11 protein-coding genes are annotated in these 12960 nt (G+C 63.3%); 5 read left to right on the plus strand and 6 right to left on the minus strand.

Annotated features, from left to right (window positions below; all coding sequences use genetic code 11):
* Positions 1–8: 8 nt before the first annotated feature.
* Positions 9–1487, minus strand: a complete 1479-nt coding sequence (locus LB525_RS02175) for a pyridoxal phosphate-dependent decarboxylase family protein (protein WP_224543203.1) — start codon at positions 1485–1487, stop codon at positions 9–11.
* A gap of 80 nt (positions 1488–1567) precedes the next feature.
* Entirely contained in the window at positions 1568–2653 is a 1086-nt protein-coding gene (locus LB525_RS02180; RefSeq protein ID WP_224524564.1) for a PLP-dependent cysteine synthase family protein, read from the minus strand.
* Between the two features lie 243 nt (positions 2654–2896).
* Here LB525_RS02180 and LB525_RS02185 point away from each other — a divergent pair, with 243 nt between their 5' ends.
* Complete coding sequence (locus LB525_RS02185) at positions 2897–4897, plus strand: transcriptional regulator (protein WP_224543528.1); 2001 nt, start codon at positions 2897–2899, stop codon at positions 4895–4897.
* 52 nt (positions 4898–4949) lie between these two features.
* On the opposite strand, the gene LB525_RS02190 is transcribed toward LB525_RS02185, so the two are convergent.
* The 4 genes from LB525_RS02190 to LB525_RS02205 form a co-directional block, all read right to left on the minus strand.
* On the minus strand, positions 4950–5987 hold the full coding sequence (locus LB525_RS02190; protein ID WP_224543204.1) for an MBL fold metallo-hydrolase: 1038 nt from the start codon (positions 5985–5987) through the stop codon (positions 4950–4952).
* A gap of 102 nt (positions 5988–6089) precedes the next feature.
* Positions 6090–7271: a choline ABC transporter ATP-binding protein gene (gene choV / locus LB525_RS02195; protein WP_224543205.1), complete on the minus strand. Its 1182-nt coding sequence runs from the start codon at positions 7269–7271 to the stop codon at positions 6090–6092.
* Complete coding sequence (gene choW, locus LB525_RS02200) at positions 7268–8122, minus strand: choline ABC transporter permease subunit (protein WP_224543206.1); 855 nt, start codon at positions 8120–8122, stop codon at positions 7268–7270. Before choW ends, choV begins: the two co-directional genes overlap by 4 nt.
* 195 nt (positions 8123–8317) lie before the next feature.
* Positions 8318–9253, minus strand: coding sequence for a choline ABC transporter substrate-binding protein (locus LB525_RS02205; RefSeq protein WP_224543207.1), 936 nt, complete (start codon positions 9251–9253; stop codon positions 8318–8320).
* Positions 9254–9538: 285 nt separating this feature from the next.
* On the opposite strand from LB525_RS02205, the gene LB525_RS02210 reads away from it, so the two are divergent.
* The 4 genes from LB525_RS02210 to LB525_RS02225 all read left to right on the plus strand — a co-directional run bounded on the left by LB525_RS02210 (position 9539) and on the right by LB525_RS02225 (position 12952).
* Positions 9539–10150 (plus strand): thymidine kinase, encoded by a 612-nt coding sequence (locus LB525_RS02210; protein WP_224543208.1) that lies wholly within the window; start codon positions 9539–9541, stop codon positions 10148–10150.
* Between the two features lie 151 nt (positions 10151–10301).
* Positions 10302–10520 carry a hypothetical protein gene (locus LB525_RS02215; RefSeq protein WP_224543209.1) on the plus strand — a complete coding sequence of 73 codons (219 nt, stop codon included), beginning with the start codon at positions 10302–10304 and terminating at the stop codon, positions 10518–10520.
* 58 nt (positions 10521–10578) lie between these two features.
* On the plus strand, positions 10579–11667 hold the full coding sequence (locus LB525_RS02220) for a hypothetical protein (protein WP_224543210.1): 1089 nt from the start codon (positions 10579–10581) through the stop codon (positions 11665–11667).
* Between the two features lie 136 nt (positions 11668–11803).
* Positions 11804–12952: a hypothetical protein gene (locus LB525_RS02225; protein WP_224543211.1), complete on the plus strand. Its 1149-nt coding sequence runs from the start codon at positions 11804–11806 to the stop codon at positions 12950–12952.
* Positions 12953–12960 lie beyond the last annotated feature (8 nt).

Raw genomic sequence — 12960 nt, forward strand, 5'->3', positions numbered from 1 at the left:
AGCGTGCTTCAGACGGGTATCGCGGCCTCGATTTCCCGTCCCAGCCGGAGCATCTCCGCCACCAGCAGGTCGAGATCGCTGCGGCGGGTGCGGTGATTGGCGATCGCCACCCTCAGGCAATGCCGGCCCTGCACAGTGGTATCGGACAAGGCCGCGGTGCCCTCCTCCTGGAGTCTCAGCATGATCTCGGTGTTGAACGCCTTGAGCTTTTCCTCGGATGCCCCATCCAGGCGATGGCGGAAGCAGACGATGTTGATGGTGCTCGGCGCCATCAGTTCGAGCGCCGGCTCCGCCTCGATCAGCCGGGTGAGGTGGCGGGCCTGGGCGATGTTCTGGTCGATCAGCCGGCCGAACTTCTCGACGCCATGCTCCTTCAGCGCCATCCAGATCTTGAGCGCACGGAAGCCGCGCGACGTTTGAAGCCCATAATCGTGCAGCCACTCTCCGGAGGCCAGGCCCCGCGGCGTCGATTCCAGATATTCCGGCGTCACGGCAAACGTGTTGCGGTGCTGGGATGCGTCCCGCACCAGGGCGCAACCGGCTTCGAACGGCGCGTGCAGCCATTTATGCGGATCGAGCGCGATCGAATCCGCCTGTTCGATGCCCGCGACGAGCGATCGGTTCTCAGGTGCGATCGCGATGAGCGCGCCGATGCAGCCGTCGACATGGAACCAGAGATCCTCTTCGGCCGCCACGCTCGCCAGCGCCTGCAGGTCGTCGACCGCGCCGGTGTTGACGGTGCCGGCGGTGCCGATCACGCAGGCCGGCCTGAAGCCCGCCTCGCGGTCCTCCGCGATTGCCGCCTTGAGCGCGGCGATATCGATGCGCAAGCCGGCATCGGTCTGGATGCGCCGCAGCGCCTGATTGCCGAGGCCGAGCGCCTCCACAGCCTTGCGATGACAGGAATGGACCTGGTCCGAGGCGTAGTAGCGCAACGGCTTCGGCATGGCGCCGACACCCCGCTCGCGCACGTCGACGCCTGCCTTGACGTTGCGCGCCACGGTCAGTCCGATAATGTTGGCCATCGAGCCGCCGCTGACCAGCGTGCCGCTGGCCCAGGCTGGGAAACCGACCATCTCCTTCATCCAGTTGACGACCTGGCTGTCCATCAGTGCGGCGGCATGGTTGCCGCCGCCGAGATTGGAGCCCTGGATCGCCGCCAGAAAATCGCCGAGCGCGCCGGTGAAGTTGCTGGATCCCATATACCAGGACCAGAAACGCGGATGGATGTTGCCCATCGGGTAAGGCATCACGTTGCGGGCGACGTCGTCATAGACGTCAGCCGCCGGCGCCGGCGAACGCGGCAAAGGTGCGCAGAAGAATGCCCGCACCTCGGCCGGCATCTCGCGCCAGACCGGCCGGTCGCGGACATCCTCGAGATACGCGATGGCATCGTCGAGGATTCGGTGCGAGAGCGCTCCCACATCGGCCCAATCCGGCGGATCGAGCGTTTCCTCCGCGTTGGTCGCTTCCGGAAATATATCCATCTCGCCTCTCCCGCCGGCGTGGGTCGACCCGCGCATAAAAGAACGACGCCGCCATGCGGGGCGGCGTCGCGTTTCTGTTCTCAGCCTTCGAACTGGCAGCTCGGCGTCGAGCGCGACAGCGCCGTCTCCTCGGCGTCCATCTCGGCCTCGATGCCGTCGAAAAGCGGCGTCGACATGTAGCGCTCCCCCGTGTCGGGCAGCATGCACAGGATCACCGAGCCGGCGGGGGCCTTGCCCGCGATCTGCCGCGCCACGGCGAAAGTGGCGCCGCCGGAGATGCCGGTAAAGATGCCCTCCTGCCGCGCCAGCGCCTTCGTCCATTTGATGCCTTCGGGACCGGGGATCGGCACCACCTCGTCATAATAGCGTTGGTCGATCGCCTCCTGCAGCACGTTGGGGATGAAGTCCGGCGTCCAGCCCTGGATCGGATGCGGTTCGAAGGCCGGATGGCTGGCGGACGGCGCACCGCCGGCGCCGCGCTCCTGGGCCTTGCCGCTGCCGATCAGCTGGGCGTTCGCCGGCTCGGCGAGCACGATCTTCACCTCCGGCCGCTCGCGGCGCAGCACGCGGCCGACGCCGGCCACCGTGCCGCCCGTGCCGTAGCCGGTGACGAGCACGTCCAGCCTCGAGTCGGCGAAGTCATTGATGATCTCGCGCGCCGTCGTTGCCTCGTGAATGGCGGCATTGGCCTCGGTCTCAAACTGGCGCGCGAGGAACCAGCCATTGGCTTCGGCGAGCTCGACCGCCTTCTTGTACATGCCGAAACCTTTTTGGGCGCGCGGCGTCAGCACCACCTTGGCGCCCAGCATGCGCATTAGCTTGCGGCGCTCGATCGAGAAGCTGTCGGCCATCGTCACCACCAGCGGATAGCCTTTCTGCGCGCAGACCATGGCGAGGCCGATGCCGGTATTGCCGCTCGTCGCCTCGACCACGGTCTGGCCAGGCTTGAGCTTACCGCTGCGCTCGCCTTCCTCGATGATGTTGAGCGCCAGCCGGTCCTTCACCGAGGCCGCCGGGTTGAAGAACTCCGCCTTCACATAGATCGTCGCGTGACCTGGCCCGAGATTGTTGATGCGGATGACCGGCGTGTCGCCGACGGTATCGAGAATGCTGTCGAACAGCCGGCCGCGACCGGCCGTGGTCCTGATTTTCAACTGATGCAACATGGGCTTTCTCCTCGATCTCCTCACGTGCCGGTTACAAACCGGCGAATTGGGCGGCGCGGTTTCGACACCTTGCCGCGCTAGTTGCGTGTGACTTGCCGGCAATTCGGCAAAGGCCGCGTCCGGCTCGAAAATTCGCTGCCGGATGCGCCCTGTCGTGTTTGGTGATAGAACATGGACCAACTGTTCGACGTGGGAGCGAGCGTGGAAACGGACGTGGAATCCGTTCGGTCGACTCTGAAAGGCATGGCAGCCAGCCTTTCGATCAGGCTGCTCGGCCCGTTTACGATCATGCGCGACGATGTTCCTGTGGCCTTGCCTTCGTCACGCAAGCTGCGCGCCCTGCTTGCCTATCTGGCGCTGGCGCCCCACCCAGTCAGCCGCAGCCGTCTTTGCGAACTTCTCTGGGACGTGCCCAACGATCCGCGCGGCGAGTTGCGCTGGTGCCTGAGCAAGCTGCGTGCCGCGCTCGACGAAGCGGGCTTGCGCCGGGTCGAAACCGACGGCGATATGGTGTCGCTCCGTCTTGACGATGTCCATGTGGACGCGCTGGATGCCGCCTCGGCGGTGGCCGAAGGTGTCCAGACGCTCGATCTCGTGCGGCTGCAGGGGATTTCGCAACATTTCGCCGGCGATTTTCTCGACGGCCTCGAGCTCGATCGCAGCCCGCATTTCGGCAGCTGGCTGACGGCGCAGCGCCGCCGTTTCAGCGCATGCCATGTCGCGGTTCTGGAGCATATCATTGGGCTTCTCCCACGTGGAACCGATGAGGCCGGCGCTTATATCGACAAATGGCTGGAGCTAGCGCCCTTCGACGGCCGCGCGCATGTGGCGCTGCTGGAAAATCTGGCCCGGCGCGGGCAGATCGGCGCCGGCGAAGAGCATCTTGCCACGGCAGCGGAGTTGTTTCGCTCGGAAGAGCTGGATTTCACGCCATTGCGCGAGGCTTGGCAGGAGATAAGAGCCCGGAACGCCGGCGCAACGCCATGCGCCCGATCCGGGCCGGCTTTCCCGGTTTCGGAATCGTCGGTCGCCGCGGACGAATCCGAGCCCGTTGCGACCCGCCGGGCTTCGCTCGCGGTGATGCCGTTTGCCGAGAGCGCCGGCGCCGGCGGCTTCCGTGGCGGGCTTGCCGATGGCCTCACGCATGACATCATCACGCGGCTTGCCAAGCTGCGCGATTTCTTCGTCATCGCCCGCGGCTCTGTCTTCGCGCTCGCCGAGAAGAACATCGCGCCGGAAGACGCCGGGCGCAGGCTGAATGTCGACTATGTCGCGACGGGCTCGGTGCGGGCTCTGCCGGGCAGGTTCATCGTCTCGGTCGAGCTTGTCGAGGTCCGCACGGCAAGGATCGTTTGGGCGGAAACCTTCGAGCATAAACCCGACGACATCTTCATCGTCATCGAGGATATCGGCAACAGCATCGTCTCATCGATCGCCGCCGAGATCGCGACGGTGGAGCGCAACCGCGCATTGCTGAAAGCGCCAAACTCGCTCAATGCCTGGGAGGCTTACCATCGCGGCCTTTGGCACATGTATCGCTTCACCCGCCAAGAAAACGAGCTGGCGCAGCATTTCTTCGGCGAGGCGTTGAAGCTCGATCCTACTTTCGCACGCGCCTATGCCGGCATGTCCTTCACCCACTGGCAGAACGCTTTCCAGCGCTGGGGCGACCGCGGCCGCGAGGCCGCGCTTGCCTTCGAGAGCGCCGGCCAGAGCCTGCTGGTCGACGACCGTAACCCAGCCGCCCACTGGGCGATGGGCCGCGCGTTATGGCTGCGCGGCGAGCAGGACGGCTCGCTGCTGGAGCTCGCGAGCGCCGTTGACCTCAGCCCCAATTTCGCGCTCGGCCACTACGCGCTGTCCTTCGTCCATTCGCAGTCGGGCGACCCGCAATCGGCGATCGGTTCGTCCGACCATTCCCGCCATCTAAGCCCCTTCGATCCGCTGCTGTTCGGCATGATGGGCGCGCGCGCCATGGCGCATGCAAGGCTCGGCGAATTCGAAGCGGCGGCCGAATGGGCGCTGAAAGCCGCGGCACGCCCTAACGCCCATCTCATCATCCTGGCGATCGCCGCTCATTGCCTGGCGCTGGCCGGCCGGCGGGAGGAGGCGCGAACCTTTGCCGCCGCGATCCGCAACACCTTGCCGAACTATCGCGCCGACGATTTCATCGCGACATTCCGTTTCGACCGGGATGGAGAAGCACTGTTCCGGAACGGCGCCAAGCTCATCGGGCTGAACTGAGCCTGGCCGTCACGCCTAGACTAGTGCATGTCGCCCAGAAGGGCGACGCGCTTTAATGCATCAGTGGGCCGCTGGCTTTCCGCCAGGCGTCGATGCCGCCCTGGATATGGCGGGCGCTGGAAATCCCGACATCTTGCGCCGCTTGCACCGCCATCGCCGAGCGCTCGCCAAAGGCGCAATAGAACAGGATCTGTTTGCTGGTCGACTTCGCCAACTCATGCAGCATGCCGCCGGCGGCGATGTTTTCCTGCAGCCGCGCATAGGGCAGATGGATCGCGCCGGGGATGACCCCGTGTCGCTCGCGCTCGGTTTGCTCGCGCAGGTCGATCAGCGCCACGTCGGGTCGCCCGACCAGCGCCAGCGCCTGCTCCGCGCTGACCGCCCAGCCGCGGCTGGCGATGTCGTCCTGATGCAGCCCGACCCGCATGTTGGCGGGCACGGCCACATCCATCATTTTCGGGTTGGACAGATTGAGATTGTTCATGATGTTCACATACTCGTCGACCGACTTCACCTGCAGGCGCGGATTGAAGGCCTTTTCCTCGCCGATCGTCGACACGGTCTCGCCCTTATAGTCATGCGCCGGGAAGATCAGCGTCTCGTCGGGCAGCTTGAGCAGCCGGCCGAAGATCGATTCATATTGCTGGCGCGGATCGCCGTTCTGGAAGTCGGTGCGGCCGGTGCCGCGGATGAGCAGCGTGTCGCCGGTGAAGACCCGGTCGGGCAAGATGAAGCTGTAGGAATCATCGGTGTGCCCGGGCGTGTAGATGACGTCGAGCGCCAGGCCTTCGATGCCTAGCTTGTCACCGTCGGCAAGCCGCATCGACACCACGTCGGCCTTGGTCTGCTCGCCCATGACGGTCACGCAATGCGTCTTGTCGCGCAGCGCGCCGAGTCCGGTGATGTGATCGGCATGAAGATGCGTGTCGACCGCCTTGACCAGCCTCAGGTCCAGCTCATTGACCAGCTGCAGGTAGCGCTCGACCTTCTCCAGCACCGGATCGATGATCAGCGCCTCGCCGCCGCGCCGGCTGGCAAGCAGATAGGAGTAGGTACCCGAAACGGAATCGAAGAGCTGACGGAAGATCATTCGCGCCTCTTTCGCCTGATGCCGGTTGTTCGGCTGCCGGCCAGTCTAGAACAAGCGCGAGGTGCCCGCCAGCGGCACACGCCCGTCAAAAAGGCTGAAACCCTACCGCCTCAGCACAGCACTCAGCACGTCCCTGATGCCAATCGAGCCGACGAAGCGCGAGCCTTCATCGAACAGCGCCACCGGCGCCGTCTGCGACCGGTGCATGGCGAGCATCACCGTTTTCAGCGGCGTGCCGGGATTGGCCCAGAACACCTGGGCGCCCTCCTCCGGCTGGCGCTCGACATCGGCGCAGGACACCCACACCGCCGGCTTGCCGTCGCGCTCGGCCGCCGCCACAAGGCCGTGGTCGTCGATCTTGAAGCGTGTCGTCTTGCGCCGGTCGAGCCACACCCAACCATTGTCGCCCTGCTCCAGGTCGCGACGGTCCCGCATCACGTTCCACGCCGTCAGCACCGACAGCGGATTCACATTGGCGATGAAGTCGCGAACATAGTCGTTGGCAGGGCGCAAGACGATGTCTTCCGGCGCGCCGGTCTGCACGATGCGGCCGCCCTCCATGATCGTGATGTGGCTGCCGATCTTCAGCGCCTCCTCGAGGTCGTGGCTGACGAAGATGATGGTCTTCTTCAGCTCGGCCTGGAGCTGCAGCAATTCGTCCTGCAGCTTGGTTCGGATAAGCGGGTCGAGCGCCGAGAACGGCTCGTCCATCAACAGGATCGGCGCCTCGGTGGCGAAAGCCCGGGCGAGACCGACGCGCTGCTGCATGCCGCCCGAAAGCTCATGGGCATATTTCTTCGACCATTGGTCGAGATGGACCAGTTGCAATTGCTTCTGCACGCGCGCCTTGCGTTCCGCCTCCGGCACGCCGGCAAGCTCGAGGCCGAAGCCGACATTTTCCTCGACCGTGCGCCATGGCAGCAGGCCGAACTGCTGGAACACCATGGCCACCTGCTTCTGGCGCAACCGCCGCAAGGTCGCCTCATCGCAGGTGACGACATCGACCACACGATCGCCGTCCTTGACCAGCACCTGGCCGCGCGACACCACATTGAGCCGGTTGACGGCCCGGAGCAACGTCGACTTGCCGGAGCCGGACAGGCCCATCAACACCGAAATCTCGCCCTCATGGACGGTCAGGCTGGCGCCAGCGCAACCCAGCACATTACCGGTCTTTTCGAGAATCTCGGCGCGCGTTGCGCCCTGGTCGATCATCGCCAGCGAGCCTGCCTGATCAGCGCCGAAGACGATGTCTACGTTCTTGAAATCAACCGCGACGGTCATTTCTTGCCTCCAACGCCGATGCGGGTCATGCGGTCGAGCACGATGGCGAGCACGACGATCGCGAGGCCCGCCTCAAGCCCGAGATCGATGCGCCGCGAGCCGAGCGCCCGGTTGATTTCGGTGCCGAGGCCGCCGGCGCCGATCAGGGCGGCGAACACCACCATCGACAGCGACAGCATGATCGACTGGGTCAGACCCGCCATGATGGTCGGCAGTGCCGAGGGCAGTTCCACCTTCCACAGAAGCTGGCGCTTGGTGGCGCCGAACGCCTCGCCCGCTTCGATGATTGCCTTGGGCACCGAAACGACGCCCAGATGGGTGAGCCGAACGGCCGTCGGGATGACGAAGATGATGGTGACGATGAGGCCGGGCGCGTTCCCGAGCCCGAACAGCGTGAGCACCGGGATCAGGTAGACGAAGGTCGGCAGCGTCTGCATCAGATCGAGCACCGGCAGCATGACGCGGTAGACCTTCGGCTTGTGCGCGGCCCAGATACCGAGCGGCACGCCGATCGCCATGGCCATCGCCGCGGCGGCAACCACCAGCACCAGCGTCTGCACCGTCTGCTTCCACAGATTCTGGTTGATGATGAAGATCAGGCCGAGGAAGACGCCGATGGCGAGCGGCCGCGAACGCTGCAAGAGCCAGGCGATGATCGCGATGACCAGCGCCAGAAGCACGGGCGGGACCATCAGCAGCAGGTCCACCGCCCCGTCGAGGATGAAATTCAGCCCGTTTGAAAACGCTCGAAAGATGGTGTCGAAATTGTCGGTCAGGAAGCCGAAGAAGGCCTTGCCCCACGGCCCGATGGGGATTTTGTAGTCGGTCAGGAATTTCGAAATCGGATCCATCTTCCCCTCTCGGCTTCGCCGCACTTGCCGTACGGTCATCTTCTCGCAGCTTAACGCATGTCGCCCAAAAGTGTGCGGCGGTTTTAGGAAATGACATGTGTCGAAACAGAGGCTTAAGGCGCGCCGCGCCTAAGAAAAAGGGCAGCCTTATCTACCGGCTGCCCTCTTCCGGATCATTCCGGGCTCAAAGCCGGCTCAGCTTCCGAGCGCGGTCTTGACGGCAGCCGCCGCGTCGCCGCCATCAAAGGTGGTCACGCCGGCAAGCCACGGCGTCACCGCATCCGGATGCTTCTTCAGCCAGTCGGTGGCGACCGTCTGCGGGTCGCCGCCCTTGAGGATGGCGTCCATCATCTCGCCTTCCATGTCGAGATTGAACTTCAGGTTGGCGATGAACTTGCCGGCATTCGGGCACTCGGTCATGTAGCCCTTGCGGACATTGGTCGAGACGGTGGCGGCGCCGAAGCCGCTGTCGCCCATGCCGTCGAGATAGGTGATCTTCATGGCGCCCATCACCGGATGCGGCGTCCAGCCGAGGAAAGCGATCCATTCATTGTTCTTCATCGACTGCTCGGCCTGCGTCAGCATGCCGGCTTCCGAGGATTCGACCAGCTCGAAGCCTTCGAGGTTGTCCTTCGGATTCTTGATCATGTCGAGGATGATGCGGTTGCCGTCATTGCCGGCCTCGATGCCGTAGATCTTGCCGTTGAACTTGTCCTTGAACTTGCCGAGATCGGTCAGCGTCTTGACGCCGGCATCCGCGACATAGGTCGGCACGACGATGCCGTAGCCGGCGCCGGCGAGGTTCTGGCTGACGGTCTCGACCGAGCCGTCGGCGGTATAGTCCTTGATGTCGTTGGTCATCGACGGCATCCAGTTACCCAGGAAGACGTCGAGGTCCTTGTTCTTCAGCGACGCATAGGTCACCGGCACGGAGAGCTGGATCACCTGCGGCTCGTATCCGAGCGCAGTCAGCAGCACCGAAGCCAGGCCCGTGGTGGCCTGAATGTCGGTCCAGCCGACATCCGACAGCCGCACGGCCTTGCAGCTCGCCGGATCGCCGGCATAGGCGGCGGTTGTCGACAGAAACGCCGCAAGGCCGAGGCCTGCGGCGAAAGATTTCATACGCGACATGAACTTATCTCCCATTGGATTTCCGAGGCAAAGCGAAGTCACGGTTCTTGCGCCCGCCTTGTTTCGTCAGCCAAACACCATTTTGATGTTGTTTCAAGCGGTTCAACGTCGCGACGAACGGCGCGCGCTGGCCATTAAGCGACATGACAGCTTTTTGAACGACATCGAGTTTTTGGTGGACGGAGCCGGTGCCCTCTCCCCGAGCCGCGGCAAGTCGGCTTAGGGTGTGTCGGAATTCAGGTCGGGCCGGCCTCGCCTGAATCCCGACACACCCAAAAGAGCGACATGGCCAAGCTTTACTTCCACTACGCGACGATGAACGCCGGCAAGACGACGATGCTTTTGCAAGCGTCTTACAATTATCGCGAACGCGGCATGTCGACGATGCTGTTCGTCGCCGGCCACTATCGTAAGGGCGACACCGGGCTGATCTCGTCGCGCATCGGTCTCGAATCCGAGGCAGAGATTTTCCGCGACGGCGACGACCTCTATGCCACGGTCGCGGAGCACCACCGGCATGGCCCTGTGCATTGCATCTTTGTCGACGAGGCGCAGTTCCTCGAGGAAGAGCAGGTCTGGCAGCTCGCCCGCATCGCCGACCGTCTGGGCATTCCGGTCATGTGCTACGGCCTGCGCACCGACTTCCAGGGTAATCTGTTCTCCGGCTCGCGCGCTCTGCTCGCCATCGCCGACGACCTGCGCGAGGTGCGCACCATCTGCCGTTGCGGCCGCAAGGCGACGATGGTGGTGCGCCTGGGACCTGACGGCAAGGTGGCGAGACAGGGCGAGCAGGTGGCGATCGGCAAGGACGTCTATGTCTCGCTCTGCCGCAGACATTGGGAAGAGGAGATGGGCCGGGCCGCGCCCGACGACTTCATCGGCTTTGTCAACCGCTGAGCCGAAAGCCTGCATAGAGCAATTCCAGGAAAACTGCGTAGCGGTTTTTCGTCCAGAATTGTGTAAAAACAAAGACTTAGAGCGGTTCGGCGATTCCGTGAAACGCTGAACCGCTCTAGAGCCGGATGTCGTCCTAAAACCGCTTCAAGCCTTGACCGGTGTCGGCGAAACCGGCATCGCCGCCGCAAGATATTTGCCGGCGCTGTTTCATGGCCGTTCGCAAAAACAAGACCTTAAGGCATGTCAGCAAAAGCTGTTCGATGATGGTGCGTTACTAGGCGCCATGCGCATGCTTGCCTTGCTTTTCAAGGACCTAACCAATTCTTTTGTTTTGACGCTTCCCTTTGTCTTCCTTCTTTCAATCCCTTGAAGCCCCACATATATTCGCCGCCACGACACGGAAACGGATGCCGAAGCGGGAGGCCCCAATGGCGACATTGCAGAATTTCGATGCCGAAATTGCCAAGACCAAGCAGGTCGTGCAGGACATGCGCAGCAAGATCGAGCAGTCCGGCACCGTGCTCGACACGCTTGCTCAGGCCGACAAGAAGATCGGCGACGCCAACTTCGACATCGAGAACGCCCGCATCGAGGACGTGCTCAAGCAGCAGAAGGTCATGGAAGGCAACATCGCCGACCTGATCATCGGGCTCGAGGACGCAACCAACGTCTTCGGCGCCGAATTCGAGAGCATGAAGAACTACACCGGCTGGGAAAACTTCGTCGGCATCTTCTCGGCGCAGCGCAAGCAGCGCATGCGCACCGACCGCGTGCGCAACATGTCGCTGGCCGGCAATCTGCAGGAGCTTTTGGCGAAATCGGATACCATCGTCGGTATCCTGAAGGCGCAGAAGCAGGTCCTCGACCAGCGCTACAAGACTTCCGAAACCAGCCTGTCGCAGGTGATCGAGCGCCGCAAGACGACCATGTCCAACCTCGAGGCTGTGCAGAAGCGCATTGAGGAATTGAACCCTCTGCTGCTCGACATCGAGAACAAGATCGCCTCGTCCACGACCCAGAAGGAGCGCACCGAGCTCGAGGGCGAGCGCTCGAAAATGGCGACCGAATACAACGAAAAACAGGCCAAGGAGCAGGAGCTGCTGGCCGAAAGCCAGACGCTCGAGCGCTACACGTCGATGTTCCAGACCTTCGTCGATTCGCTCAACAACCAGATCGCCGCGCAGTCGACGCTGATCAACAAGCTGACCATCGACACCGAGCAGCGCATCGTCCTCTACAAGGCGCTGGAGGATTCGCTGAAGACCGCCGCCCAGCAGGACGTCGCCCACAAGATCAACACGCTGGGCAGCCAGGTCGACAACACGGCGGAAGAGACCATGGCCGGCATCGGCGCCGCCTCGCAGAAGCACATCGGCGACCTGCTCGAGATGCATGAGAAGAACATGGTGGCTTCAGCCGACATCCAGCGCCGCAAGAAGCTTGCCGACGATGCCTTCGCCCGCCGCTTCGACGAGGTAATGAAGAAGCACAACGCCGCCAACTATGTGCAGTCCTAAGCAGGTTCCGCAAAAGTGTTCCACGGTTTTGCGGTCAGAACCTGCGAAAATCAAAGGAATCCGGGCAGATATTCGTGGGGCATCCCACGAATATCTGCTTGGGCGGCGCCGCTGATTTCATTGCAACGGCAGTCCCATGACACCTGAGAACGACGCGGCGGCACGCTATTTCTCCGCCATCACGGCGGCGCTGAGCGGGCTGGAAGTGTTCATGCGCGACGACCGCTCGCCGCTTTACCGGCACGGCATCGTCGCCAGGATCGTCGCCGAGTATATCGCGCGGCTGGACAAGTCCTTTGCCTGCTGGCGCAACCGGCTGGGCTTCATGGACACCTTCCGGATCTCACGCGCCGAGAGCGGCTATCCCGTCTTCCAGAACCTGCTCGAATTGGAAAACGACCGCCAGCAGGCCGATGCCCGCCTGGCCAACATCCCGCAGGCCGGCGAGCTGCGCGAGGAGATGGCCGACTTCATCCTGCGCCATAAGGAATTTCCCGAGGCGCTGCAGAAGTCGATGGCCGAGCGGCTCTATCTGGAGGACGTCAAGAGCGAGGCGACCTTCGGTCCGTTCACGCTTGCGCAGACGGCCAAGGTCTCGGTCAACCCGAAGACCATGCGGCCCTATTATCTCGTCCACTGGGCCACGTTCGACGGCAGCGCCAACCTGCCGCTGATCTACATGGTAACGGTAGAGGACTCCTCCGAAAGCATGGTGCGCCAGCTGGTCGACAGCAGCACCGGCAAGCTGAACGAGAAGGTCGAGATCCCGCTGCCCGTCGACGGCCTGCTCAATCCCGAGCTTGCGCACCGCTTCGACGACTTCACCGAGAAGAACTCCGCCTACACGCTCTCGCCGGCGACGATCGCGGTTAATCTCGACAAGGACTTCGAGCCCCTGCATCCCAAGCAGTTGCGGCGCGTCGTGCTCGGGCCTTTCTACTCGGCCGGCATCACCGAGAACAATTCGACCGTGGCCGAGGTGCTCTCCAAGGTGCGGAAGCCCGAGAATGCCTGGCTGCTCACCTGGACCATTCAGGAGGTCTTTTCCAAGAGCGAGAAACCCGGCCGCAAGGGACTGTTCTCCAGCGAGAAGACAACGCAGGAATTCTTCATCAATACCGACGATCTCGAAGCGGCGCGGCAGGGCGTTTCGAGCTACGAGAAGCACGCGCTGATCCCGCACGAGGCCTACCAGGCACTCTACGCCGCGGGCGAGGCGCAGAAGATCTTTTCCGGGTACAAGGTCCACATCCTGTCCAACGGGCAGGTGATCAGCGACGTCTGACCGTCAAA

The sequence above is a fragment of the Mesorhizobium sp. CA16 genome, from assembly GCF_020165175.1.
Taxonomy (GTDB): Bacteria; Pseudomonadota; Alphaproteobacteria; order Rhizobiales; family Rhizobiaceae; genus Mesorhizobium.